This window comes from Muribaculum sp. An289 (assembly GCF_002159555.1).
In the GTDB taxonomy this organism is placed as follows: domain Bacteria; phylum Bacteroidota; class Bacteroidia; order Bacteroidales; family UBA932; genus Merdivivens; species Merdivivens faecigallinarum.
In genome coordinates this window covers 153,998-179,492 of sequence record NZ_NFIV01000004.1, presented here as the reverse complement: position 1 = coordinate 179,492, position 25,495 = coordinate 153,998, and the positions used below count along the sequence as shown (strand labels likewise).

The 25,495-nt window shown below is 49.5% G+C and carries 21 protein-coding genes, 2 tRNA genes and 1 pseudogene; 15 read left to right on the top strand and 9 right to left on the bottom strand.

All coding sequences use genetic code 11. The annotated features are described in order from the left end of the window. Window positions 1–73: 73 nt before the first annotated feature. Entirely contained in the window at window positions 74–1,057 is a 984-nt protein-coding gene (locus B5F83_RS04740) for a hypothetical protein (protein WP_143822460.1), read from the top strand. Window positions 1,058–1,177: 120 nt separating this feature from the next. Continuing rightward, window positions 1,178–3,049, top strand: a complete 1,872-nt coding sequence (locus tag B5F83_RS04735) for a DUF4906 domain-containing protein (RefSeq protein WP_087277217.1) — start codon at window positions 1,178–1,180, stop codon at window positions 3,047–3,049. 183 nt (window positions 3,050–3,232) lie between these two features. Here the strand turns inward: B5F83_RS04735 and B5F83_RS04730 are convergent, their stop codons facing one another. Further along, a complete protein-coding gene (locus B5F83_RS04730; RefSeq protein ID WP_158094156.1) occupies window positions 3,233–3,907 on the bottom strand; it encodes an outer membrane beta-barrel protein in 675 nt (224 codons plus the stop codon). Between the two features lie 147 nt (window positions 3,908–4,054). On the opposite strand from B5F83_RS04730, the gene atpD reads away from it, so the two are divergent. The 8 genes from atpD to atpG all read left to right on the top strand — a co-directional run bounded on the left by atpD (window position 4,055) and on the right by atpG (window position 10,899). Then, window positions 4,055–5,572 carry a F0F1 ATP synthase subunit beta gene (atpD, locus tag B5F83_RS04725; protein ID WP_087277215.1) on the top strand — a complete coding sequence of 506 codons (1,518 nt, stop codon included), beginning with the start codon at window positions 4,055–4,057 and terminating at the stop codon, window positions 5,570–5,572. A 20-nt stretch (window positions 5,573–5,592) separates the two neighbouring features. Next, window positions 5,593–5,850, top strand: a complete 258-nt coding sequence (locus tag B5F83_RS04720; protein WP_087277212.1) for a hypothetical protein — start codon at window positions 5,593–5,595, stop codon at window positions 5,848–5,850. 134 nt (window positions 5,851–5,984) lie between these two features. Further along, window positions 5,985–7,022 carry a F0F1 ATP synthase subunit A gene (gene atpB / locus B5F83_RS04715; protein ID WP_239383826.1) on the top strand — a complete coding sequence of 346 codons (1,038 nt, stop codon included), beginning with the start codon at window positions 5,985–5,987 and terminating at the stop codon, window positions 7,020–7,022. A gap of 39 nt (window positions 7,023–7,061) precedes the next feature. Then, window positions 7,062–7,313: an ATP synthase F0 subunit C gene (atpE, locus tag B5F83_RS04710; RefSeq protein ID WP_087277210.1), complete on the top strand. Its 252-nt coding sequence runs from the start codon at window positions 7,062–7,064 to the stop codon at window positions 7,311–7,313. 4 nt (window positions 7,314–7,317) lie between these two features. Next, window positions 7,318–7,830, top strand: a complete 513-nt coding sequence (gene atpF / locus B5F83_RS04705) for a F0F1 ATP synthase subunit B (RefSeq protein WP_087277207.1) — start codon at window positions 7,318–7,320, stop codon at window positions 7,828–7,830. A gap of 5 nt (window positions 7,831–7,835) precedes the next feature. After that, a complete protein-coding gene (gene atpH, locus B5F83_RS04700; protein ID WP_087277204.1) occupies window positions 7,836–8,396 on the top strand; it encodes an ATP synthase F1 subunit delta in 561 nt (186 codons plus the stop codon). Between the two features lie 4 nt (window positions 8,397–8,400). Next, window positions 8,401–9,987 (top strand): F0F1 ATP synthase subunit alpha, encoded by a 1,587-nt coding sequence (gene atpA / locus B5F83_RS04695; RefSeq protein ID WP_087277202.1) that lies wholly within the window; start codon window positions 8,401–8,403, stop codon window positions 9,985–9,987. A 3-nt stretch (window positions 9,988–9,990) separates the two neighbouring features. After that, entirely contained in the window at window positions 9,991–10,899 is a 909-nt protein-coding gene (gene atpG, locus B5F83_RS04690; RefSeq protein WP_087277199.1) for an ATP synthase F1 subunit gamma, read from the top strand. A gap of 36 nt (window positions 10,900–10,935) precedes the next feature. Here atpG and B5F83_RS04685 read toward each other — a convergent pair whose 3' ends face one another. From B5F83_RS04685 to B5F83_RS04665, 5 genes are all read right to left on the bottom strand, one after another. Beyond that, a complete protein-coding gene (locus tag B5F83_RS04685; protein WP_087277196.1) occupies window positions 10,936–11,592 on the bottom strand; it encodes a DedA family protein in 657 nt (218 codons plus the stop codon). A gap of 133 nt (window positions 11,593–11,725) precedes the next feature. Then, window positions 11,726–12,847, bottom strand: coding sequence for a hypothetical protein (locus tag B5F83_RS04680; RefSeq protein WP_087277193.1), 1,122 nt, complete (start codon window positions 12,845–12,847; stop codon window positions 11,726–11,728). Window positions 12,848–12,852: 5 nt separating this feature from the next. Next, window positions 12,853–14,181, bottom strand: coding sequence for an MBOAT family O-acyltransferase (locus tag B5F83_RS04675; RefSeq protein WP_204207329.1), 1,329 nt, complete (start codon window positions 14,179–14,181; stop codon window positions 12,853–12,855). Window positions 14,182–14,340: 159 nt separating this feature from the next. Continuing rightward, a tRNA-Val gene (locus B5F83_RS04670) sits at window positions 14,341–14,418 on the bottom strand. A gap of 90 nt (window positions 14,419–14,508) precedes the next feature. Beyond that, complete coding sequence (locus B5F83_RS04665; RefSeq protein ID WP_087277189.1) at window positions 14,509–15,336, bottom strand: helix-turn-helix domain-containing protein; 828 nt, start codon at window positions 15,334–15,336, stop codon at window positions 14,509–14,511. A 218-nt stretch (window positions 15,337–15,554) separates the two neighbouring features. Here B5F83_RS04665 and B5F83_RS04660 point away from each other — a divergent pair, with 218 nt between their 5' ends. Together B5F83_RS04660 and B5F83_RS04655 are read left to right on the top strand one after the other, a co-directional pair. Beyond that, the gene (locus B5F83_RS04660) at window positions 15,555–16,403 is read left to right on the top strand and encodes an aldo/keto reductase (RefSeq protein WP_087277186.1); all 849 of its coding nucleotides are present in this window, start codon (window positions 15,555–15,557) and stop codon (window positions 16,401–16,403) included. A gap of 58 nt (window positions 16,404–16,461) precedes the next feature. Then, window positions 16,462–17,408 (top strand): annotated as a pseudogene (locus tag B5F83_RS04655) (alpha/beta hydrolase). Window positions 17,409–17,447: 39 nt separating this feature from the next. Here the strand turns inward: B5F83_RS04655 and B5F83_RS04650 are convergent. The 3 genes from B5F83_RS04650 to B5F83_RS04640 all read right to left on the bottom strand — a co-directional run bounded on the left by B5F83_RS04650 (window position 17,448) and on the right by B5F83_RS04640 (window position 19,996). Then, window positions 17,448–17,966 carry a GNAT family N-acetyltransferase gene (locus B5F83_RS04650; RefSeq protein WP_087277183.1) on the bottom strand — a complete coding sequence of 173 codons (519 nt, stop codon included), beginning with the start codon at window positions 17,964–17,966 and terminating at the stop codon, window positions 17,448–17,450. Between the two features lie 456 nt (window positions 17,967–18,422). Beyond that, window positions 18,423–18,500: transfer RNA gene (locus B5F83_RS04645), tRNA-Val, on the bottom strand. Window positions 18,501–18,616: 116 nt separating this feature from the next. Continuing rightward, entirely contained in the window at window positions 18,617–19,996 is a 1,380-nt protein-coding gene (locus B5F83_RS04640) for a Mur ligase family protein (RefSeq protein WP_087277180.1), read from the bottom strand. Window positions 19,997–20,046: 50 nt separating this feature from the next. Here B5F83_RS04640 and B5F83_RS04635 point away from each other — a divergent pair, with 50 nt between their 5' ends. The 3 genes from B5F83_RS04635 (at window position 20,047) to ppdK (ending at window position 25,445) form a co-directional block, all read left to right on the top strand. After that, a complete protein-coding gene (locus B5F83_RS04635) occupies window positions 20,047–21,189 on the top strand; it encodes an AIR synthase-related protein (RefSeq protein WP_087277177.1) in 1,143 nt (380 codons plus the stop codon). 39 nt (window positions 21,190–21,228) lie between these two features. Then, entirely contained in the window at window positions 21,229–22,572 is a 1,344-nt protein-coding gene (locus B5F83_RS04630) for a PhoH family protein (protein WP_087277174.1), read from the top strand. Window positions 22,573–22,676: 104 nt separating this feature from the next. Further along, window positions 22,677–25,445, top strand: coding sequence for a pyruvate, phosphate dikinase (gene ppdK, locus B5F83_RS04625; protein WP_087277171.1), 2,769 nt, complete (start codon window positions 22,677–22,679; stop codon window positions 25,443–25,445). Window positions 25,446–25,495 lie beyond the last annotated feature (50 nt).

Sequence of the window (25,495 nt, the reverse complement as noted above, 5' to 3'; positions counted from 1 at the left end):
GAAGAGGATGTGCGGGAGGATTTGTGGCTTTCCGGCATGGCCTGTTTATTTATTAATTTAAACTTTATTGAAAATGAAAAGATTATTATTTACACTCCTCGCCGCAGGACTGATCATGCAAGGTTGTGAAGAAAAGCGGCATGAACCGGATACCGGGAAAAGGTATACCGTAAGTTTCAGTCTCACGAATGCGGAGACCAGACTGACTGGCAATACCGATGAAAATGCCATCAACAAGGCACTTTTCATCATTTTCGACGAGGCCGGCGAATATGTAACCTCCGTAAGGCCTGAGGGTACGTCCGCCGAAACAGAACTTTACGGGGGTGACTACACCGTGGCCGCCGTCGTCAATACCGGATACGATATTCCTGAAAGCGGATGCAGCCTCGTTTCCGTAAGGAAGTCCTCAATCCCTTTGGAAGCCAATTCGAAAAACAATCTTGTAATGTACGGCGAAAAAGATTTCACACTGGAGAAATCCGGCAACGACATCGCCGTTGAAATCAAAAGGAACGTTTCCAAAATTTCATTGGAAAATATCATAAACGACATGGCCGACCCGGTATTCCAGGCAATGAATCTGGAAATCAGGCGAATCTTCGTATCCAACGTGTCCGGCGTATCCTATCTGGCCGGCGGAAATGCGCCCTCGGTATGGTACAATATGAACGGGGAATGGAACGGGGAGCCGGAAATCATAAAGGCGATGTTATGCGACAGCGACATAAACCACCCTATCCCCTATAAAAACGGTTACAGGCAGGAATGCTATTATTATGTATATCCCAATGACACTCCGGAGGATTCATACGAATACGCATGGTGCCCGCGTTTTACCAGACTGGTTGTCGAAGCGTCCTTGAACGGGGAGACCTGCTACTACCCTATCACTTTCGGAGAGATAAAGGCGAACCATACGTATAAAATAGAAAACCTTACGATTACTAAACCGGGGACAAAACACCCATGGGAGAAAACCGAAGGTGAAACCTGCGGCTTTACCGTAAGCGTATGCGGTTGGGAGGAAGGAAGCAACATGGACGAAACCATTTAGAGGCGAAACCTTTTAAGAAACAATCCGTCACGGCTCTTTACGGATATCCGCCTCCTGCGACATCCGTAAAGGGGCAAGGACGGAAACAAGACCGATTCAATCACATAAAAGCATTAAGAGATGAAAACGATTAACGACGGCAAGTCATATTTTTACCATATCATTTTCTGCATGATTGCCTGTGCCTTTTCCCTGACAGGCTGTGTCAAAGAGATTGACAGGACGGAAGACGGCCAGACCTTTTATTTCAAAATCGAAGAAGACCTCCGTGAATTCGATTTCATGAAAACGAAAGGCGTACTTTCCGACATATTCTGCATCGATGAAAACGGGATAGGGAATGTGGCCGTATATGCATACGACCTCGGCAGCGGGATGTACCATACATCATGTTACATTGAGAACTATACGGGAACAGAGCCATGCAAGCTCGAACTGAGGAGGAACTCCCAATATAAAATATTCGCAATCGTGAACATGGGGAAACCCGATACTGCGCCTGCCGATATGACGGACATGGAAAATTATGTCCATAAAATCGGTACATGGAAGGAGACGGTGGACAGATACGGTTTCCTGCCCATGTCGGGAAATACCACGATAGACACGGAAGCCGGCAAAAGCTTTACAGTTTTCGTGAAACGCCTTGTGGCGGAAATCAACATGAATTACACCGCCTCCGAAGGGCTGGGCATCATACCCGATTCCGTCAAGATTATAAACGCGCCTCTGGAGATTTCCCCTTTTGCAGACAACAAGCCTGTTTCCTACGGCGAAGGTGACCGGGGGACGGAAAGCGACATAGAAATATTCGCCGACGGAGGAAGCATAAGGATGTTCATGCTCGAAAACATGAATTACGGGACAGGCGCTCCTGTGACACCCACCGTCCAGGATGCCGGAATCCCCGGCCCGGACAATCTGTCATACATCGAATTTTACGGACGCATCACAAACAGCACCGGAATTATAAGCGGGAACATAAAATACAGGATTCTCCTCGATTTCGACATAGAACGCAATAAAAAATACAACATCAATTTTTCCGTCACTCCGGAAGGCATCTACGAAGATTCATGGAGGGTCACCGTCAGCGATGCCGTCTTTGAAATGGGTAGCGACATATACATGGTAGAAAACAGCGAAATGACTTACGGAATACCGGCACAGGAATATACCGGGGTCACGTATGCAAGCGGAGATGAAAGCATTGTAAGGTACGCCGGCGGGAAACTGTATTCCGGGAAACCGGGAAAGACCACACTGACGGCAATATCGGAAAATCCGGATGCATACGGGATGATAAACGTCACGGTATTGAGTACCGAAGAAGACGATGTGACTGTCTCGGACTGCGAGGTATTGCTCGGTATTGAATGCGATATCCCATTTAAGGCAGACAACGGAAAACGGCTTACGATATCCGGCTCAGCCTGGAGTCTCGACATGGATATTTCTGAAGACAACGACGGGGATGTCAGGGTTGCCGAAAACAATCTTGTCAGACTGGAATACGACCCTGCCGGAACGAATGACAAAAAGATAACCGTGCTCGTCAAGGACTTGAAGCTCGGGGTTGACGAAACTTACAAGGGAATCATCGAGACAATCACGGGCAGGAAAGAAGAATTCGACATCACGGCCACCATACCGGAACTGAACATAATGTGCCGCACGAACCAGTTGACCGTAAACGGAAGGAGCGAGAAACTCTACCTGTATCTTTCGCATGACGGGAAAATGCTGAAACGAGCAGATTTCGATTCCGACATATACAACAGATTTTACCAGAACATAGCACACGTCAGCGATTTCGAGACGACACGGCATATAAAGGTGGAACAGACCTTCGATCAGTATATCTTCGATGTCTACGGCATCGCCACAGACGGTTCAGGCAGTTATACGGGGACACTGAGATTCAGATTAAAAGGGGGCTTGGGCTCCAATGCCAAAGGCTCTGCCGAATATATGATGATTGTAAATCCGTAGCCATAAGACTTAAGACATGAAACCGACTACACCTGCATTGCGGGCGACTTCTCCAACTCCAGCAGATACGATTCAGAGCATATCCCTAAAACCGACAGATGCGGCCGCAATGCAGGTGTAGTAATCCTATTCGCGTAAAAACGTAATCCTATTCGTGTAAAAGACCAGCGGTCATAAGCCGTGTCAGAAGACGTATGCGACACCTACCTGGAGACGGTTACGGTTCAGTTTGACCGCTCCGGCCAAATCAGGGTCCAGATCACCGATGGCCGACACGCGGTTGACCAGACCGAAATCATACCTTGCCTTGACACGTATGTGTTTGAACAAATCCACGGAGAGCCCGACTCCGAGCATGAAATCGAAACGGCCGTACGGATTCTCGACACCCAATGATTCGCCGGCTTCGCCCAGACCGATTTCATTCCATATATCATAAAGGTCCATGGAACCCGCTCCCGGCTGCCTGAGTTCCGAAGCCAGGCCTATATTGAAGCTCGGAGTAAGCGAAACCCCTATTCCGAAAAGGCTGCCGAGACGGAAATAGTAATTGATATCAATCGGAATATTCAGATAATGTTCCTGGAATTTAATCCCGGATTCTTTGTCGACGGTCCCGTCGGTAAACTCGTATTGGACTCCGGGAGCTATACCGAGCCCTTTCCAAATCCGGACATTGTAGTCGACACCTACATAAAAGCCATTGAGGGCATCGCTCGGCTCCTTACCGCCCTCTCCGTCGCGCAATGAAAATTTTGCATAATCATAACCTGCGCCCACCGACAACTGTGCATGCGCCGCCGTAGCCGAAAACATCAGAACGCCTACAGCCGATAAAAACAAGATAATCTTCTTCATAACAAAAACGGTTTTACTGAAATAAAAATCAATTGAACACAGGAAATAGATGCATGATGGACGGAAAGTGCTGCAAACGGATGCAAAAAATTTATACAATAGGGAATTTTTTTGTATATTTGCGACTTTAATAAAATTTCTTTCTACATGCAGGAAATAGGATATATTTCTCAAATCATCGGCCCTGTGATTGACGTATGCTTCCACAGGAAAGAAGATGACACCATGCCGTTGCCAGGCATTCATGAAGCCATGTCGATTACGCGGCAGAACGGAACAAAACTGATAATCGAAGTACAGCAGCATATCGGAGAAAACACGGTACGCGCCATTGCAATGGATTCAACCGACGGGTTGAAACGCAATATGGAAGTGGTCACACTCGGCAAATCCATCTCCATGCCTGTAGGAGCACAGATAAGAGGAAGGGTGATGAATGTCGTCGGCGAAACGATAGACGGACTTTCCGGACTCGACGACAAGGGAGCGCTGCCCATCCACAGGGAACCTCCTAAATTCGAAGACCTGAAGACCTCCGAAGAGATCCTCTTCACCGGAATCAAGGTAATCGACCTTCTCGAGCCATATCTCAAGGGAGGAAAAATCGGACTGTTCGGCGGTGCCGGCGTAGGAAAAACAGTGCTGATCAAGGAACTTATCAACAATATAGCAAAAAGGCACAACGGATTTTCCGTATTTGCAGGTGTCGGCGAAAGGACGAGGGAAGGAAACGACCTGCTGAGGGAAATGATCGAATCAGGGGTAATCAAATACGGGGACGAATTCCTGAAGAGCATGGAGGAAGGCCACTGGGATCTTTCCAAAGTCGATTATAATGAATTGCCGAAATCGCAGGTTGCCATGGTATTCGGCCAGATGAACGAGCCGCCTGGAGCCCGTTCTTCGGTAGCCCTTTCAGGGCTTACGCTCGCCGAATCCTTCAGGGACAGCAAAAACGACGACGGCCCTAAGGACATACTTTTCTTCATAGACAACATCTTCCGTTTCACCCAGGCCGGCTCGGAGGTTTCCGCCCTTCTCGGACGTATGCCGTCGGCCGTCGGATATCAGCCGACACTTGCCACCGAAATGGGACAGATGCAGGAAAGGATTACTTCAACAAAGGACGGTTCCATCACGTCAGTTCAGGCGGTATACGTACCTGCCGACGACCTTACGGACCCGGCCCCTGCCACGACCTTCACCCATCTGGATGCAACGACTGTGCTCAGCAGGAAGATTACCGAGCTCGGCATCTATCCTGCCGTCGACCCTCTCGAATCCACTTCGAGGATACTCGACCCTAACATTGTCGGACAGGAACACTACGATACGGCACAAAGGGTAAAACAGATTCTCCAGAAAAACAAGGAACTTCAGGACATCATATCAATCCTCGGAATGGACGAACTTTCCGAAGAAGACAAGATTACGGTAAACAGGGCCCGTCGCGTACAGAGGTTCCTCTCCCAGCCTTTCGCCGTAGCGGAACAATTCACCGGCGTACCGGGAGTCATGGTATCCATAGAAGATACAATCAAGGGATTCAATATGATACTCGACGGAGAAGTGGACTATCTCCCTGAACAGGCATTCCTGAACGTAGGAACGATAGAAGATGCCATAAAGAAAGGCGAAAGCATACTTGCGGCCGTTAAGAAATAATCCTCCAAATCGAAGGTTCAATGGGCACCAAAAACATAATCCTCAATTTGTCATCGCCTGAAAAGGCTCTGTCCGGCGTAGAAGTGCAAAGGGTCACGTTACCGGGAGAAAACGGACGGTTCACCGTCCTTTACGGACACGCGCCCATCATTTCAACCCTTGCCGAAGGAGACATCCTTTATACGGCGGCCGACGGGAAGGAAACGGTACAGCACATCAAATCGGGTTTCGTAGAGGTCCGCGACAACATTGTTTCGGTAAGTGCGGAAATGCAGTAATCGCGGGAAAACACAGAATGAAGATGAAGCAGGGCTTAAAAAACATATTATTGTCGGCGGCAGCAGCCATAACGGTTTTCGTAATGGCCCAGACACCGGCCTTTGCCGCGACTGATACGACCGCAACAGCGGATATGGCCGCAACCGATACCGCCGCAACACAGGAAGCCGGGAGCGAAGAAGGCGGAAACGGGGAAGTCGATGTCCAGGGAATCATTTTCGGACATATCAACGACTCGTATGAATGGCATATCACCGATATCGGCGGCAAGTCCATAGCTATCTACCTTCCTGTAATCATCCACAGCAAGACAAGCGGATGGCACTGCTTCCTTTCATCAAAAATAGCCCACGGACACGAATACGAAGGTTTTTACATTTCGACATCCGAAAAATACGACGGCAAGATAGTGGAAAGAGGGCCGGACGGTGAAGAAATACGGCCTTTCGACATATCCATAACCAAAAACGTACTGTCGTTAATCATAAGCAGCGCATTATTGGTAACCCTGATACTGTGCTGCGCAAGATGGTACAAAAAGCATGATGTGCTCAAAGAGGCTCCGAAAGGAGTGGCCGCCCTTCTGGAACCGGTAATCGAAATGATAAACGACGATGTGATCAAGGATGCCGTCGGACCTAACTACGCGAGATATTCTCCTTACCTTCTTACGGCATTTTTCTTCATCCTCATAAACAACCTGCTGGGAATCATACCGATTTTCCCGGGAGGGGCCAATCTCACCGGAAACATTGCCGTGACTTTCGTGCTTGCCCTCTGCACCTTCCTTGCCGTCAACCTGACGACAAACGGACACTACTGGAGGGAGATATTCTGGCCGGAAGCGCCGATGTGGATAAAACCGATACTGATTCCGATAGAGATGTTCGGAATGTTTACCAAACCGCTCTCGCTGATGATTAGGCTTTTCGCCAACATCATGGCCGGACACGCCCTGATACTATGCATAGTATCCATGATATTCATTACCATAAAGATGGGTGCAATCATCGGAGGCTCAATGACGGTGGTGTCCGTAGGCTTCGGGATTTTCATGGATTGCTTCGAAATACTTGTAGCCTTCATACAGGCATACGTATTCACCATACTTTCGGCGGTATTCATCGGTCTTGCACAGGAAAGGCCGCACGCCGAGGGACACAAAAACTGACGATATTATTAATGTAAAACGATTTAAAATACTAAGGTTATGTTACTTACAACATTATTGGCGGCAAGTGCCGCATTGGGAAAACTCGGAGCCGCAATAGGCGCCGGAATCGCTGTAATCGGTGCTGCAATCGGAATCGGTAAAATCGGTGCTTCGGCCATGGAATCCATAGCACGCCAGCCGGAAGCGGCAAGCAACATCCGTTCGAGCATGATTCTCGTTTCCGCCCTTATAGAAGGTGTGGCCCTGTTCGCCGTCATCGTCTGCATGTTGGTACTCTTCATAAACTAAGACAATGTCTCTGCTTATACCGGACAGCGGACTTCTATTCTGGATGCTTCTGATTTTCGCGGTAGTATTCGCCATACTCGCGAAATTCGGTTTCCCTGTCATTACCAAAATGATAGCAAAGCGCCGGGACCACATAGACAACTCGCTGCGCCTTGCCGAGGAAGCCGAAGTCAAGCTCGGACAGATAAAGCAGGAACATGCACGGATAATAGCACAGGCGCGCGAAGAGCAGAACAGGATATTGAAGGAAGCCGCACAGGAAAGGGACAACATCATCCGTATGGCCCAAACGCAGGCACAGGATGAAGCCCGCAAAATACTTGACGAGGCCAAGACGAGGATAGATGCGGAAAAGGAAAGCGCACTCAGGGAAATACGGAGCCAGGTAGCCCTGCTCTCGGTTCAGATTGCCGGGAAAGTCATCCGTAAGAACCTTGAATCCGACCAGGCCCAGATAGATCTTGTAACAAGGCTGCTTGATGAGGCCAACACCTCACGGGCAATTAAAAACAACTGATAACCATGAATGTAGGTATTGTTTCGGCAAGATACGCGGAAGCTCTCCTTAAATACGTGGGAGAGACAGGAAACGGAGAGACCGTATACAGGCAGGTATGCGGACTGGAAAAATGTTTTTCTTCGCTCGAAGACATGAGAAGCCTCATTTACCACCCGAAAGCGACGTCGGACAGACTCAAGCTCCGTGTCCTGGCGACGGCCCTCGGAGGAGAAGAAAACGCCGCTCCTGAACTGATGCGTTTTTTCAGGCTCGTAATCAGGCACAAGAGGACCAAATTCCTGCATCTGATACTGCGAATCTTCATGGAAAAATACCGTAACTCACGTGGAATCAGCTGGGCAAGACTCGTAACGGCAGTTCCTTCGGAAGAACTCGAAAAAAAGATTGCCGGAGTACTGCATGATGTGACGGGCCGTACTTTGGAACTCGAAACGAAAAACGACCCGTCGCTGATAGGCGGATTCATTTTCGACATGGAATGGACACGGTTGGATGCGAGCGTGGCATCGCAGCTCAATTCAATCAAAAGGCAATTCATCGAAAAAAACAGAAGAATAGTATAAAAATATGTCTCAGAATATAAAACCAAGCGAAATATCGGATGTGTTGCTAAGGCAACTCAAGGAAATCAGGAACGAACTCAAGTTTGAAGAAATCGGCGAAGTCCTGCAGGTCAGCGACGGCGTAGTGAGGATTTTCGGTTTGGACAATGCCGAAGCGAACGAACTTATCGAGTTTGAAAACGGAATAATGGCCGTTGTGATGAACCTTGAGGAAGACAATGTCGGTGCAGTCCTGCTCGGCCCTACCGACCAGATCAAGGAAGGCATGACCGTTAAAAGGACAGGCCGCATAGCCTCAATCGATGTAGGGGAAGGAATGATAGGAAGGGTCGTCGACCCTCTCGGAACTCCGCTCGACGGACGGGGGACGATTGAAGGGGAAACGCTCGAAATGCCTCTTGAAAGGAAGGCTCCGGGAGTGATTTTCCGCCAGCCGGTCACCCAGCCGCTCCAGACAGGACTGAAATCGATTGATGCCATGATTCCTATAGGAAAAGGCCAGCGCGAGCTCATAATCGGCGACCGCCAGACAGGAAAGACCGCCATCGCAATCGACACCATAATCAACCAACGCGAATCCTACCTTGCGGGCAATCCGGTATATTGCATCTACGTAGCCGTCGGCCAGAAGGCATCCACCGTAGCGAGCATCGTCAATACTCTCAGGCAGAAAGGCGCAATGGACTACACCATAGTAGTTGCCGCCACGGCCGCAGACCCTGCCGCCATGCAGTATTACGCGCCGTTTGCCGGGGCCGCCATCGGAGAGTACTTCAGAGACACGGGAAGGCACGCCCTCGTCGTATACGACGACCTTTCAAAACAGGCTGTGGCATACCGCGAGGTATCACTGATACTGAAAAGGCCTTCAGGAAGGGAAGCATATCCGGGAGACATATTCTATCTTCACTCAAGACTGCTCGAAAGGGCTGCAAAAATCATCGACCAGCAGGAAGTCGCCGAAAAGATGAACGACCTGCCGGACAGCCTCAAAGGGAAAGTAAAGTGCGGGGGCTCGCTTACAGCCCTTCCTATAATCGAAACACAGGCCGGGGACGTATCGGCATACATCCCTACAAACGTGATTTCGATTACGGACGGACAGATTTTCCTTGATACCGACCTTTTCAACCAGGGCTTCAGGCCTGCAATCAATGTCGGAATCTCGGTTTCACGAGTCGGCGGAAGCGCACAGGTAAAGAGTATGAAGAAAGTGGCCGGCACACTGAAAATCGACCAGGCCCAATACAGGGAGCTCGAAGCATTCTCCAAATTCAGCAGCGACATGGATCCGGTGACAGCCATGTCGATAGACAAGGGAAGGAAGAACAACGAACTCCTGATACAGCCACAGTACTCCCCTATGCCAGTCGGAGACCAGGTGGCAATACTTTATTGCGGCACGCACGCCCTCATGAAAGACATTCCGCTTGAAAGGGTAAGGGATTTCCAGACCACATTCCTCGACAGGATGCATGCGGGCCATGAAGAGGACGTACTGAAACCTCTTGCGGCCGGAAAAATAAACGAAGAGATAGAAAATACGATAAAGGAAGTGGCAGAATCCGTTTCCGTCCTATATAAAGCTTAAAAAATGGCATCACTGAAAGAAATAAAAAGCAGGATAAATTCCATAAACGGGACCCTAAAAATCACGTCGGCAATGAAAATGGTTGCCGCCGCCAAGCTCCATAAGGTGCAGAATGCCATAACCACGATGCTGCCATACGAGCGGCAACTGCATGATATCCTGTCAAGACTTCTTTCAGACAGTGCTGAAAACGGCACCGCCATCGGATGCGAAGAATACATAACGGAAAGGCCGCTGCACAAGGTTGCCATAATAGCCGTTGCCTCGAACAGCTCCCTCTGCGGCGCATTCAACTCCAATGCCATCAGGCATTTCAGGGAGATTGCCTCCGGATATATTGAAAACGGTCTTTCAAAAGACGACCTCCTCGTCTACCCTATAGGAAGAAAAATGGCGGAGGCCGCAAGCAAGGCCGGTTTCAGTCCCCAGGGGGACTTCAACACCCTTGCGGACAAGCATCTGTACAGGGAAGCTGCCGATTTTGCTAAGGAACTGATAGATAAATACCTCAAAGGCGAGATAGACAGAATCGAACTCGTATACAACCACTACAAGTCCTCGGCATCGCAAGTTCCGATGAACGAAACATATCTCCCGTTTGCCCTTGACCGGGACGGACACGGAAAAGACGGAGAAGCCGGCAACGGATATCTGAAAAATTACATCATCGAACCGGACCCGGGGTCCGTACTGAAGGTACTTCTTCCGAAAGTCCTTGTTCTGAAAATTTTCACCATGCTTCTGGATGCGAACGCAGCCGAACATGCCGCCAGGACCATAGCCATGCAGGAGGCGAGCGACAACGCCCAGAAACTGCTCCAGGAGCTCAAACTCCAGTACAACAAGCAGCGCCAGCAGGCCATTACGGACGAGTTGCTGGACATCGTGAGCGGAACAATGGTGAACAATTAAGGGACTGTTTAAAACGCACCCGCCCCAGCCGGAAAATCAGACCTTCCCTACTGATTTTTTCGATTTTACTCTGGCCCTGAGGACTTCTATCACCGCCGGTAGTATGGAAATCAGGATTATCGCCACGATAAGAAGCTTAAGGTTGTTCTGGACGAACGGCAGATCCCCGAAGAAATATCCCACATAGCAGAAAATCGCCACCCATGCGGCTCCTCCCACGGCATTGTAAATGATGAAATAGGCATAGTGCATCTTTCCCATTCCGGCCACAAAAGGGGCGAAAGTCCTGACTATGGGGACGAAACGCGCGATGATTATCGTTTTCCCTCCGTATTTGTTGTAAAATTCATGGGTCTTGTCAAGATAACTCCTCTTGAATATCTTGGAATCGGGATTGCGGAACAGTTTTTCTCCGAAAAAATGCCCTATCATATAGTTGCACGAATCCCCGATGAATGCCGCCACGAACACAATCAGCACGAGCAGATGGATGTTCAGCGGGGAGTCAGGAAGGGCCGAAATCGCACCGGCCACGAAAAGAAGCGAGTCCCCGGGCAGAAAAGGGGTAACGACCAGCCCCGTTTCACAGAAAATTATCAGGAAAAGTATTGCATAAGTCCAAAGATGATACTGGTTGACTATCTCAACCATGTGCTTGTCGATATTGAGGATAAAATCAATTATGAAATCCATACTCCTGTCGGCATTTCCCCTTGTCGGGAATCATAAAAATTCAACACGGCCGCAAAGATAATAAGAAGCCGAGAGCAATGCAAATGAACCTCTCCTATTTGCTTTGGATTTGCTTTGGATTTGCTTTGGAACATTACCGTGGAAACCTTGCCACGAAATCCTGCCACCGCCGCTCTCCCCTGCGGTCGGGCAAAGAAGGCATTATACGGTCGAGATACTGCGCAAAGACACCTGCCGTAACCGCCATGCCGTAATTGGTAAGATGCTGGTTGGCCGAATAGGTATCCTGGAAAGCCGCCGGTCCGTAAACCTCCCCAAGTCCGGCATCGGTCAGCTGGAGAGCCTGGAGGTCAAGCCAATAAGGGCTGAGTGGCGAGATATGCGCGGCCAGCCTGTCATGCCAGACCTGATAATTTTCCACGTGCCCGCGATACATGGGCACTGTCAGAAACACCAGCTGAATCCCGTTTTCCCGGCAAAGGCGGGCGATTTTCCCGACATATTTTACCGAACTTTTGCTGATTTCATATTTTTCTCCGTCTACCGGCGCACCCTCGCTCTCATAACGGCCGAGGGTCTGCGGCGACAATCCCTTCGAAAAACGCGCGAACTGTCCAAGATAAATATCGTTCCTCACCCTGCGCCTCGGCCCCTCGCCTTTCAGATTCCGCATCAGCTGGTCCGGCTTCGTGAAAATATAATTGTGGTTCCTGAAAGTCTCGCACCATGCTATCGGAACATTGTGATAGTCGAAAAGCGAAAAGGTCGATTGGATTTTCAGCCATGTATCCCTGCGAGCCCTGAAACTGTTGATCTGGTCATTGAGTTTTCCTTTTTCCAGTCGATACGGCTCGTCATCGTTTATGGCGTAAGTCTCAAGCACGATGACCTTCGGTTTTTGCACCTTTACCGCTTCCTCTATCGTAAAATACAAATCCGCGACCCCTACACCGCTCGCCCCGAGCAGGAAGCAATACAGTCCTGTCTTTTCAGTAAAAACGTAAGGATTGATGCCCGTAAGCAAATGGGAATTGCCGACAAAAAGCACGTCTACCGGGATATTGTACTGCTTCAGCCGGTAATACCAGTCCCATTTCCACTCTTCGTGGTTATTAGCACTGTCCTCGACGAAAATCCGTTTATTCTCCAATACGGCTATGATACAAACCGCCATGGCGGCAAGCACCGCACCTCTGGCCAACAGGGCCTTGAACGAAACGGCCCTCGCGCGTTTTTGTTTTTTCCTGACACCCATACCGTTTAAAACTGAAAATAGATAAAACTGTTGTCGTTATTCGTCGCGTACACCCCGAAAAGAATGACAGTAAATACCATGACCATATAGATACTCCACCGAAGCCAGGCGGGACGGCTGAAAACCAGCATATCTAAAATGTTTTTCCCTTTGCGCTCCAGATTTTCGGACACGTATTCGAAACACATCAGCGCCGCTAGCATGGCAAGGCTGAAAGCAAGTTCGTTTCCGCCGAGGCCGAAATCAAGCACGGAACCGGCATTCCCGAAACCTGCGCCGCATATCATTCCAAGGGCGGCATCCAGCCCCTCTGCCCTGAAAAATGCCAGCGACAGAGTCCACATGACAAAGACAACTACCGAAGCCGGAAAACCCTTTATCTTCAATCTGGCCAACAACGGATCGAGGATTATCACAAAAAGCCCGTTGATTATACCCCAAATCACGAAGTTCCATGAGGCCCCGTGCCACAATCCGCTGACCGCGAATACTATCAGCAGATTCCTCACGGTACGGACGCGGCCTTCACGGCTGCCGCCCAAAGGGATGAAAATATAGTCCCTCATCCATTGGGACAGCGAGATGTGCCAGCGCTCCCAGAAATTATTGAAAGACCGGCTCAGATAAGGCCTGCGGAAGTTGGTGCTCAGGTTGAAGCCCAATATCTTGGCCGTACCCACCGCTATCTGCGAATAAGCGGAAAAATCAATATATAACTGAAATGCGAAGAAAATCAGGCCCAAAACGGAAGGCAGGCCCTGTATTTCACCCCGGTTCTGACCCGAAGCCGTCAGGAAAACAGAATCCACATAGACCGCAAGCCTGTCCGCAATTACCATTTTCTTGACCAAACCTATAAATATCTCGACGATTCCTTCCCTCGCTCTGGCATAATCGAATTTTTTCAAATCATTGAACTGCGGAAGCAGGTGCGAGGCCCTTTCGATAGGCCCGGCGACCAATTGCGGGAAGAAGCTTATGAAGGTAAGGAAAGCGATTATATCCTTCGAGGGTTCGATTTTACGGCGGTAAACATCTATGATATAACTGAGGGACTGGAAGGTATAGAAACTTATGCCCACCGGAAGTATGATATTCAACGTCGATATATGCAGTTCTGTTCCGAAAAATGTGAACAGCCCGTCGATGCTGTCTATGAAGAAATTGGCATATTTGAAGAAACCGAGTATTCCGAGATTGATTATGAGGCTGAGGGCCAGCAACGATTTTCTCTGTACCTTCTTATCCTCACCGGTATTCCCAATGGCCCTTCCGAGAACATAATCGACCGTGGAACTGAATACGAGGAGACCGAGGAAACGCCAGTCCCACATTCCGTAGAAAAAATAGCTACATATTAAAAGGAATGCGTTGCGTAATTTTACCCCCCCCCTTGGTAAATACCGTCCAATACAGTATTGTCACGACCGGAAGGAAAATTGCGAAATCGATTGAATTGAAAAGCATGATGAGTGATGATTTGCCCTTTCGGGTGGTGGGAGCTGAGGGAGTCGAACCCCCGACCCTCTGCTTGTAAGGCAGACGCTCTGAACCAACTGAGCTAAGCTCCCGTTCCGTTTTGGGATTGCAAAGATAAGTATAATTTTCGTTCCTGCAAATTTTCTTGCATCATTTTTCGAAATCATTTTTCGAAGTAAATCTCATGCCTGAGGCGTGAAGACCCTGTATTCAGTAGGACAAACGCCTAACCGTTTCCGGACATACCGGCTGAAATAAGACACGGAAGAGAAATTCATCCGCTCCGCTATTTCTGTCAGCGGGAGTTCTTTCTGCCTGAGCAGGCGGGTGATTTCCTGCATGGCGAAGCGCTCAATCCAGTAAGAGGCAGGTTTCCCGCTTATTTTTTTGCATATTTCCGACAGATAGTGAGGTGTGATACAGAGGCGTGAAGCATAAAATTCAAGGTCCCTGTTCCGGACATATTCACCGTTATACAGCAGTTCTATGAAACCTCGCAACAGGGAGGTAACGCGCTCCGACACTTGCAGGTCCTTGCGGTTGCGTGCGTGAATGTCGTACAGGTCGAGAATATGCGCGGTCAGCAGGCTGCCCAATAATTCCTCACGGAAAAGGTGCTTCTCATCTTCCATGCGCACACGGAGATACTGCAAGGCGGCCTCGCATATCCGGAAGTCCCGCCCAGAAAGTTTCATGACCGGATTCCGTAATAATGACAAATGCCCTATGATACCATAGTTGCTGCGGATGGCAATCGAAGTTACGAATGCCTCCGAAAGGTTCATCAGAATGCCTTGGAAATCATCCGAAGCCGAAAATCCGGAGGCAAATGCCGCATTGGGAAGAATAACATAATCACCGGCTGAAATGTTATAATGGGTGTCCTGGAAAGTAAATCCCATATTGCCCCTTCTGCAAAGGATGTGGATTACCCTTCCCGCATACTGCAAGGTACTGAATTCCTGCCATGTATCGGCAAAAATGATTCCGTCGAATTTACTATCGTCCATTATCTGACATCTTTGTCCGTTTACCCGCAAAAATATGCAGAAGCCGAGAGCATAGCAAATGAATTTATTCAAATTGCTATGCCGAGGCGTAAACAGTATTTCTGCCGCAGGCAAAAATACGCAAAAACCACGAATAGTGAAAATATTACCCCCGATTATGCAACGACAGGACCACAGGCACTCCGTAATTTTGCATCAAAATTTAAAAATCCAGATATATGAAAGATGTAAGATTGAACAATGGTGTGATGATGCCGGCCATCGGATTCGGAGTCTACCAGATTCCGGTGGATGAGACGGAAAGAGTTGTAAGCGATGCCATCGAAGCGGGTTATCGGATGTTCGACACGGCCGCTTCCTATTTCAACGAGGAGCAAGTGGGCAATGCAATCCGACAGAGCGGCATTAGGCGCGAGGAATTTTTCATCACCACCAAACTTTGGGTGCAGGATTATGAATATGAAGACACACTCCGTGCCTTTGACAAGTCATTGAAACTACTCGGGCTTGATTATATCGACCTCTATCTGCTGCACAAGCCCTACGGCAACTATTATGCAGCATGGAGGGCCTGCGAACGGCTTTACAAAGAAGGGCTTATCCGCGCAATCGGCGTGACGAGTTTTTCCAATGAACGCCTGCAAGACTTATTTTTGCACAACGAGGTGAAGCCTGCTGTCAATCAGTTGGAGACCCACCCGTTCTTCCAACAAAAAGCCGCAAATAAGTTTTTGCAGTGCGAAGGCATACAGCACGAGGCGTGGGCACCTTTTGCCGAAGGACAGAATGATATCTGGAACAATCCCGTACTGAAAGCCATCGCGGAAAAACACGGGCGCACGGTCGGTCAGGTCGTTCTCAGCTGGCTGAACCAGCGCAATGTGGTGGTCATTCCTAAGACAGTGCATAAGGAACGGATGATAGAGAACTTCAATATTCTTGATTTTACGCTTACGGAAAAAGAAATGGATGCCATCGCTACGCTTGAAACCGGGAAAAGCCCGATTTACGATGATATGGACTTGGCAATTGTGAAAGGTATCGGCTTGCATAAAATCCATGAATAATCATCAAGGAGCATATAAGGCAATGGAACCAAAACAAATCAAAAATACCTCAAGCCACATGGAAACGAAATACATCGACACTCCCGAATGGGACAAGACATTTCCCTCAGCAACAAAGTGAACCATAAGAAAGTCAGCTTCAACAACCGCTACGGCATCCGCTTGGTCGGCGACCTGTACATGCCCAAGAGCCAGACAGAGAAACTGCCTGCAATCGCCGTCTGCGGTCCTTACGGAGCGGTAAAGGAACAGGCATCGGGATTGTATGCCCAGACCCTTGCCGAACGCGGTTTCATCACTCTCGCTTTCGACCCGTCATTCAGCGGAGAAAGCGGCGGACAGCCCCGATACATCTCATCGGGTGAAATCTATACCGAGGATTACAGTGCGGCGGTGGATTTCTTCATGCTCCAACCGGAAGTCGACCGGGAGGGCATAGGCATTCTGGGCATCTGCGGCTTCGGAGGCATCAGCATCAATGCCGCCGTGCAGGATACCCGCATCAAAGCCACCGTTTCATCCACAATGGGGGCATTCGACCCTCACGACAAGGAGCAGAAGTATGAAATGCGCAGACAGCTCAACGGACAGCGCACCGCCGATCTCCTTGCCGGACGGACCAATGAACGTAGCGGCGGCGTGCCGGCGAACCTGCCCGACGATGCGCCCGGCTTTATGAAAGATTACCGGGACTATTACAAGACTCCGCGCGGCTTCCATCCCCGTTCCGTAAACTCCAACGGAGGTTGGGAAAAGATTGCCGACCTGCCTTTCCTCACGTTCTCCCTACTCGACCATGCGGACGAAATCCGCTCCGCCGTGCTTGTCGTACACGGGGAAAAGGCTTATTCGCTTCCGGCTTCCCGTGAGGCTTTCAGCAAATTGAAAGGAGACAACAAGGAATTGCTGATTATTCCCGGCGCGAACCATACCGACCTGTACGACCGGACGGACATCATTCCGTTCGACCGGATTGAAGCGTTTTTCAAAAAATACCTGAAATAAAAATCGGAGACTAAACTTTACATCTCGACAAAAGCATATTTAGAAGCTATTTATCTTCATGAAATGTTCAGTGCGGACATCCCCGAGTGGAGATGTCATGCCGTCTACCGTATGGTGAAAAAGGAAGCCGCATTTGTCAAGTACGCGGCGTGATTTCGTGTTGCCGTCATAATATGCTCCCCATACGGCACTGATGCCCAGATCAGTAAAGCACCGTAGCAAAAGGCAGCGGACGGCTTCCGGTATCAGGCCCTGGCCCCAATATGGCTTGCCTATCCAGTAGCCTATTTCCGCCTCATCAGGCAGGATTCCTGCGACATGCGAGCTTTCCCCGAACAACAGCCCGATGCTTCCGATTGGCTCTCCGGTTTCTTTCAAAACCACGGCGTAAGTCTCCGGAGCAGAAAAGACGGTACGGATTACGTCAAGGCTGTCTTCAATTGATGTGTGCGGAGGCCAACCTGCCGCAGGGCCGATTTCCGGGTCTTTAGCGTATTTATACAATGTCCCTGCATCCGATTCCCGCCATGGGCGCAGGATAAGCCGATTCGTTACCATTATTTGGAAGCCGTTTAAATTTATGGCATAATTGCCAAACTTATTTTATAATCAATTGTAAATCAGCAGATTATTTTTTTGAGGGGAGGGGTATTTCATAACTTTATGGTTGTCAAGACATTAAAGTCACACATAAATACCCAAACAACCTGACTGATAAAAAGTGGCAAGTTATAAAAAATATGTTAGAAGATAAAAATATGTTAGAAGCTAATTCACCTCGGGGGAAAGTGCCACAGATTTGCAGGAAAATGGTTCACTTTCCCCAAAAGACGGATGTGGAATAGCGTTGGGAGCAATACTCCCGGGGACCAGCGGATAATGGACCTGCGAATAATGCGAATAATGCCAATCATACCAAAACGAGAGACGGCAAAAATCGGTCGGTTCCGGCCATAAACAAAAAATCCTGAAGTCGCTGGACTTCAGGATTTCGCTTTGATTTACCCTTTCGGGTGGTGGGAGCTGAGGGAGTCGAACCCCCGACCCTCTGCTTGTAAGGCAGACGCTCTGAACCAACTGAGCTAAGCTCCCGTTCCGTTTTGGGATTGCAAAGATAAGTATAATTTTCGTTCCTGCAAATTTTCTTGCATCATTTTTTCAAAATTATTTTTCAAAACAAATCCCAAAAACAACCGCAAAGGAAGCCGTCAGATGAAAAGAGGCAGAGCTTCGGCCACAACGAACGTACTTCCGCCAATATAGACGACAGCCCCTTCGTCAGCCGCCATCGTCCCGAGGACTGTCCGCACCGCATCCGTTACGGATGGAATCGAAGCTACCGAATATTCCCCTCCGCCTGTTTTCAAACGGACCGAGTCAGGAGAAAGGCCGTGAAACCGGACAAAATGTTTTTCCAGTTCGGAGGCCGGAAGGGCACGGCGCGATTCCGCATTGGTAAACACCACATCGATATTCCGTCCCGGGAGGAGCGGGAACAGCCGCAGAACAGAATCCACATCCTTATCGGAAACCATACCGAATATTATGCAGGCCCTTTTGTCAGGATTGGCCTCGAAAAGACGGGCGAGCTGGGAAAAGTTGTACTTCAGTCCATGGGCGTTATGGCCTATGTCCAGAATCACGGTTTTGTTGCCCCGGCGGAAAGTCTGCCAGCGCCCGAGAAAGCGCATCCTCGAAGCCGCCCCGGTAATGCCGTCATACAGGACAGGCTCTTCTATCCCATCGGCAAGAATTCCCAGACTCGACAACAGCGAAATTGCAGACAGGGCCGTAGAAAGGTTGCGCCTCTGGTATTCCCCATGCAAATCCATTTCCGACAAAAGGCTGTCAAGAACCGGAGAATCGTAAGGAAACATATCGGATGCGTCAAACAGCGGGGATTCGCATTCAAGCGCCTTTTCCTCAAATACATCCGCTATTTCCTCATCATTCTCCCCTATCACGGCCGGAATCCCCGGCTTTATTATCCCGGCCTTCTCGAAAGCTATCTTTTCACGGGTGTCCCCGAGCAAATCGCAATGGTCGAGACCGATATTGGTTATTACGGAGAGTACCGGAGTTATGATATTCGTACTGTCCAGACGGCCTCCGAGCCCGGTTTCTATGACGGCGAAGTCCACATGCTCGCGGGCAAACCAGTCGAAAGCCATCATGGTTGTTATCTCAAAAAACGAAAGCGAATTTTCCTCGAAATAATTTTTCCATTTTACGAGGAAATCATAGACATTTTCCTTCGGGACATATTTAGCCACTCCCCCGCTCCCGTCGCATATTTTCATCCTCTCACGGAAATCGAGTATGTGCGGGGAGGTATACAGCCCGACCCTGTAACCGGCGGAAGCGAGAACGGAGGCTATCAGATGCGACACCGAGCCCTTCCCGTTGGTTCCGGCGACATGGATGGATGCAAATTTTTCATGGGGATGTCCTGCGGCCATGTCCCAACGCACCATACCCTCAAGCCCCGGCTTGTAAGCGGATGCGCCTACTTTCTGAAACGAAGGGAAACGGGTGAAAATCGCGGAAATTTCCGCCTCATATCTGTCATTGAAATCTTTATAGTCCATTTTTTCAGTCCTAAAACGCACAAAAATACATTTTTATTTATAATTTTACGATGTTTTTTAAGAGAACACCGATGAATCTTTTCGAAGCAAAATTCGTAATAGACGGAATCGAACAGGAATCCACACTGAAAGAGCTTGTAGATGCCTGCAACGGGCCTTACGGGAGGCCTGCCGAATACCATTGCGAATGCTCCGCGGGGAAGGGTACCGTGGTGGATGAAAATCTCGACCCGGACCTGAATCCGATAGAATATTCCGCGAGCAGAAACGAAGAGTACATGGAGAGGCTGCTGGCCTGCAGGACGGAAGGAAGGACAGGGATTAACTACGCCGCCGAAGCACGCCAAAGCATAGCGAAAGCGCTCACGGCCTCACTGTGGGACACTCCGGAACAATACATGCTTGACTCCATGTCGTTGGAACTCGAATGGGACTGGGATACCGAATCGCTCGGAGGGTACGCCTCGCTGTACCGCTCGGTTGCGGCAGCTGCGGACTATGCTTTCGAAATAGGAGTGAAAATAGCTTCCTGCCGCGTAACTTGCAGGAATCGGGACATGCGCCTGAAATCGTCCTGCCTTTTCCTGAAAGAAGACGAAGAAGGATGCGAGCTCGTCCCGGTCAAGACAAAATCCGATAAAAATGCCAGATATGTTTCGCATACGCCATCATTCGATGAAAAGATAAAGGACTCCACCGTACTTTACATACCATTCGACACGTCGGATGCCGTACTCGGAGGTTCGGCCCTGGCGGCACTGCTCGGGCAGACGGGGGAAAGCACCCCGGCAATGGCCGACCCGGACTACTTCATCGACTGCTATGAAGTCGTGAAGGAACTGAAGGATGACGGCATAATACTGGCGGGAAGGGAAATCGGGCGCGGAGGACTGCTATGCGGCCTTGCAAGGCTCGCCAAGGCCTGCGGCACAGGCATGGAGGTAGACATACTCCCCCTCCAGAATGCCTTCGGGTGCAAGGATGCCACGGAAATACTTTTCAACGAGATTCCGGGAGTGCTGATAGCAATAAGCGATGAAGACTACGGATACATAGACACGCAAATGATTCTCCAGGACATAGCCTATTATCCAGTAGGATTCGCCACCGAAGGCGGAGCACTTAAAATCCGCCACAAACTCGACTACAACGTGGCAGACCTGCTGTTGCCTCTGATAAACAGGAACATCTGACGATTTACTACCATACACAGAAACAAAAATTTCATCAATATGTCAAAACTTCCAAAAATCTTTGTTCTGGACACGAACATCATCCTGCACGACAACAGGGCCATACACCATTTTCAGGAAAACGACCTCGTCATCCCTATCGCGGTCATAGAAGAGCTCGACAAATTCAAAAAGGGCGATGAAGAGATAAACTACCACGCAAGGGAATTCGTCCGCCAATTAGACAAGCTGGCCGAAAAAAGGCTGTTCACGAAACCCATACCTTTGGGAAAGAACCTCGGGACCATAAAGATAGAGATGAACCACCCTTTCCCCGAAGGAATGGAAAAATGCTTCATGGACGACATCCAGGATCACAGGATAATATCCACCGCCCTCTGGGTCAGGGACAACAATCCGGACAGATACGTGGCCCTCGTCACCAAAGACCTCAATATGAGGATGAAAGCCAAGGCCATAGGGCTTAACGCGGAGGATTATCTTACGGACAGAATCGACGAGGAAAGACTTTACGAAGTCGAAAAAGGAATCATTGAAACCGATGAAATAGAGCCTTCGCTGGTACAGAAGATGGCTTACAGCACCGGGAACATACCTCTCAAGGACCTGCATTGGGAAACCCCGAAAGCCAACCAGCTGTACAAGATACACTGGGGGAACGGCTCCGGGAAAGAGACCGTATGCGCAAGGTACGACGACGCTTCACGTTCACTGGTATTCGTAAAGAAACAGCGCGCCGCCGGAATCAGCCCGAGGAACGACGAACAGAAGTTTGCGATGGATGCCTGCATGAATCCGGAAATCGAACTCGTGGCTCTCACAGGCGGACCCGGCACAGGGAAAACCTTGATTGCGCTTGCGGCCGCGATTGCGCAGGAAAGGCGTTACGAGCAGATAATCCTTGCCCGCCCGGTCATCCCTATGGGCAATCAGGACGTAGGTTTCCTCCCGGGAGATGCTGAGAAAAAGGTCGGTCCGTACATGCTGCCGCTGCTGGACAACCTGAATGTGATAAAGGAAGCCCTCGGGACGACCTCTAAAGAGGTGAAAAGGATAGAAGGCCTTTCCGAAAGCGGGAAATTGGAAATAAGCCCTCTGGCCTACATAAGGGGCCGGTCGCTGTCGAAAGTCTATTTCATAATAGACGAGGCGCAGAACCTTACTCCTCATGAAATCAAGACCATAATCACACGTGCCGGAGAAGGGACGAAGATAGTTTTCACGGGAGATGTCTTCCAGATAGACCAGCCTTATCTGGACATGTATTCCAACGGTCTTACACATCTGAAAGAAAAGATGTCCGGAGTCCCTATTTTCCAGCATGTCAATCTTAAAAAGGGCGAAAGGAGCAAACTTTCAGAACTTGCAGGAAAATTATTGTGATTTTCATACTAATTTTTATATATTTGCAAACTTCCATTTTGGATTTTAGTTAAAAGGAACCTTAAATACAGAATTATTTATTTTAATTCAATATTTATAATACTATGTCAGAGACTAAGAAAAGAGTTTATTGCTTTGGCGGGACATCTGCCGAAGGCAACGGTTCAATGAGGAATCTCCTGGGCGGTAAAGGAGCCAACCTGGCGGAAATGTGTACATTGGGTATGCCTGTACCTGCCGGTTTTACTATCACCACCGAATGCTGCACCGAATATTATGCGCTCGGAGGAGGCTATGCCCCTGAATTGAAGGAAGAAGTTGCCGAGGCCATGAAAAAAACCGAGGCAATCATGGGAATGAAATTCGGAGACCCGAAAAATCCTCTGCTCATAAGCTGCCGTTCAGGCGCGCGCAGTTCGATGCCGGGTATGATGGATACCATATTGAATATCGGGCTTTGCTCGGCCACTATTCCGGGAATGATTGAAAAAACCGGAAATCCGCGTTTCGTATACGATGCATACAGGCGCCTCATCATGATGTATTCGGATGTCGTGATGGAAAAGGCCGAAGGCATAGAACCGGAAGACGGAATGGGAATCAGGGTTCAGCTCGACAGGATGATGGAAGAGCTCAAAAAACAGAAAGGCTACGAGTCCGATACCGAAATCACGGCCATCGAGTTGAAAGAACTTTGCGAGGCATTCAAGAAGAAAGTCAAGGAAGTCATAGGAGTCGAGTTCCCTGACGATGCGCAGGCCCAGCTCTGGGGTTCCATCGGAGGAGTGTTCAAATCATGGAACGGGAAAAGGGCAATCGCATACAGGAAAATCGAAGGCATTCCTGACGATTGGGGAACAGCCGTAAACGTACAGTCGATGGTATTCGGAAACATGGGCAACACCTCAGCTACGGGCGTAGCATTTTCGAGGAACCCTGCAAACGGCGAAAACAAGTTCTACGGAGAATGGCTTATCAACGCACAGGGTGAAGACGTGGTGGCCGGCATCCGTACCCCGAATCCTCTGAACGAGGCTACGAAAAACGAGCATAACGAGCATCTCGACTCATTGGAAAGGGCGATGCCTGACGTATATGCACAGCTCGATGCCATCCAGAACAATCTCGAACAGCATTTCCATGACATGCAGGACATAGAGTTCACAATCCAGGAAGGCAAACTCTGGATGCTCCAGTGCCGTGTCGGCAAACGTACAGGACTCGCTGCCCTGAACATGGCAATGGACATGCTGGCAGAAGGACTTATCGATGAAAAGACAGCGGTTACAAGGCTTGCACCTTCGCAGCTCGACGAACTGCTCCACCCTATCCTCGACCCTGCTTCCGAAAAGAAAGCAACTGTCATAGCCAAAGGTCTGCCGGCAGGTCCGGGAGGCTCCGTAGGAGAAATAGTCTTCACATCCGAGGCCGCAATGGCCACGGCCGCTGCCGGAAGGAAGTGCATCCTCGTCCGCGAAGAGACTTCTCCTGAAGATGTAGAAGGCATGCGCGCGGCAGACGGTATCCTTACCGCCCGCGGAGGTATGACTTCGCATGCAGCCCTCGTTGCACGCGGCTGGGGAAAATGCTGCATCGTTGGTTGCGATGCCCTCAAAATCAACCTTGCGGAAAAGACCCTTACCATCAACGGCAAGACATACAGGGAAGGCGACCTGTTCTCTCTCAACGGAACCAAAGGCCTTGTTTACGATACCAGGATAGACACCATGGATGCTTCCGAGAACCCGCGTTTCGTACACTTCATGGAAATCGTGGACAGATACCGCAAACTCGGAGTACGCACAAATGCCGATACTCCTGACGATGCACAGCAGGCTCTCAACTTCGGAGCCGAAGGAATCGGACTCTTCCGTATCGAGCACATGTTCTATGGGAAACATTCCGAGATTCCATTGGCAAAACTCCGCAAAATGATTCTTTCCAAGACCGAGGAAGAACGCCGCAAGGCCCTGAACGAATTGAAGGTCTATGTCAAGGAAGCCGTCAAGGGCACTATGAAGGTGATGGACGGCAAACCTGTTACCTTCCGTCTGCTCGACCCGCCTTTGCATGAATTCGTACCTCAGACAGAAGAGAAAATCAAAGAACTTGCTGAAGAGCTCGGAGTAACTCCGGAAGACATCAGGAAGCGCGGCGAAGGTCTCCACGAAGTCAATCCTATGATGGGACACAGGGGCGTGCGCTTGCACATCACCTATCCTGAAATATCGGAAATGCAGTTCGAGGCCATCCTTACCGCCGCTGCCGAGCTGAAGAAGGAAGGCTTCGTACCTAAACCTGAAATCATGATTCCTGTAACGGTATCTGTCAACGAGCTCAAATACCAGAAAGCCATCCTCGACAGGATACACAAGGAAGTAGAAGCCGCAACCGGTGTCAAAGTCGAATACCTCTACGGTACGATGATAGAGATTCCTCGTGCAGCCCTTCTTGCAGACAAGATGGCCGAGTCCGCACAGTTCTTCTCTTTCGGAACCAACGACCTCACACAGATGACATTCGGCTTCTCGCGCGATGATATCGGAGGTTTCATGCAGGACTATCTTGACAAGAAGATTCTGCCTTACGACCCATTCCAGACCCTCGACCGTCCGGCTGTCGGCAAGCTCGTAAAGATTGGCCTCGAAGGCGGACGTTCCACACGTCCTGAACTCAAGGTCGGCATCTGCGGCGAACACGGCGGAGACCCTGCTTCGATAGAGTTCTGCAACGAAATCGGCATGAACTACGTTTCATGCTCGCCTTTCCGCGTTCCTATCGCACGTCTTGCAGCGGCTCAGGCTGCAATCAAGGCAGAGAACGAGCCAAAGACCATCACCGGCAAGATTGCCAAGAGGTTAGGACTTAAATAGACTCCCATATCAGGGAAACTGACATAACAAAACTGACATAACGCGAAAAG

What these genes read in the sequence shown, in the direction of transcription:
- B5F83_RS04720 (WP_087277212.1), top strand. Translation starts at nt 5,593, where the DNA reads ATGGGCACCAAAAACATAATCCTCAATTTGTCATCGCCTGAAAAGGCT.
- atpG (WP_087277199.1), top strand. Translation starts at nt 9,991, where the DNA reads ATGGCATCACTGAAAGAAATAAAAAGCAGGATAAATTCCATAAACGGG.
- B5F83_RS04630 (WP_087277174.1), top strand. Translation starts at nt 21,229, where the DNA reads ATGTCAAAACTTCCAAAAATCTTTGTTCTGGACACGAACATCATCCTG.
- B5F83_RS04665 (WP_087277189.1), bottom strand. Translation starts at nt 15,336, where the DNA reads ATGGACGATAGTAAATTCGACGGAATCATTTTTGCCGATACATGGCAG.
- atpD (WP_087277215.1), top strand. Translation starts at nt 4,055, where the DNA reads ATGCAGGAAATAGGATATATTTCTCAAATCATCGGCCCTGTGATTGAC.
- B5F83_RS04675 (WP_204207329.1), bottom strand. Translation starts at nt 14,181, where the DNA reads ATGTGGGACTGGCGTTTCCTCGGTCTCCTCGTATTCAGTTCCACGGTC.
- atpB (WP_239383826.1), top strand. Translation starts at nt 5,985, where the DNA reads ATGGCCGCAACCGATACCGCCGCAACACAGGAAGCCGGGAGCGAAGAA.
- B5F83_RS04740 (WP_143822460.1), top strand. Translation starts at nt 74, where the DNA reads ATGAAAAGATTATTATTTACACTCCTCGCCGCAGGACTGATCATGCAA.
- B5F83_RS04650 (WP_087277183.1), bottom strand. Translation starts at nt 17,966, where the DNA reads ATGGTAACGAATCGGCTTATCCTGCGCCCATGGCGGGAATCGGATGCA.
- B5F83_RS04660 (WP_087277186.1), top strand. Translation starts at nt 15,555, where the DNA reads ATGAAAGATGTAAGATTGAACAATGGTGTGATGATGCCGGCCATCGGA.
- atpA (WP_087277202.1), top strand. Translation starts at nt 8,401, where the DNA reads ATGTCTCAGAATATAAAACCAAGCGAAATATCGGATGTGTTGCTAAGG.
- B5F83_RS04635 (WP_087277177.1), top strand. Translation starts at nt 20,047, where the DNA reads ATGTTTTTTAAGAGAACACCGATGAATCTTTTCGAAGCAAAATTCGTA.
- ppdK (WP_087277171.1), top strand. Translation starts at nt 22,677, where the DNA reads ATGTCAGAGACTAAGAAAAGAGTTTATTGCTTTGGCGGGACATCTGCC.
- B5F83_RS04735 (WP_087277217.1), top strand. Translation starts at nt 1,178, where the DNA reads ATGAAAACGATTAACGACGGCAAGTCATATTTTTACCATATCATTTTC.
- B5F83_RS04680 (WP_087277193.1), bottom strand. Translation starts at nt 12,847, where the DNA reads ATGGGTGTCAGGAAAAAACAAAAACGCGCGAGGGCCGTTTCGTTCAAG.
- atpF (WP_087277207.1), top strand. Translation starts at nt 7,318, where the DNA reads ATGTCTCTGCTTATACCGGACAGCGGACTTCTATTCTGGATGCTTCTG.
- atpH (WP_087277204.1), top strand. Translation starts at nt 7,836, where the DNA reads ATGAATGTAGGTATTGTTTCGGCAAGATACGCGGAAGCTCTCCTTAAA.
- B5F83_RS04685 (WP_087277196.1), bottom strand. Translation starts at nt 11,592, where the DNA reads ATGGATTTCATAATTGATTTTATCCTCAATATCGACAAGCACATGGTT.
- atpE (WP_087277210.1), top strand. Translation starts at nt 7,062, where the DNA reads ATGTTACTTACAACATTATTGGCGGCAAGTGCCGCATTGGGAAAACTC.
- B5F83_RS04730 (WP_158094156.1), bottom strand. Translation starts at nt 3,907, where the DNA reads ATGAAGAAGATTATCTTGTTTTTATCGGCTGTAGGCGTTCTGATGTTT.
- B5F83_RS04640 (WP_087277180.1), bottom strand. Translation starts at nt 19,996, where the DNA reads ATGGACTATAAAGATTTCAATGACAGATATGAGGCGGAAATTTCCGCG.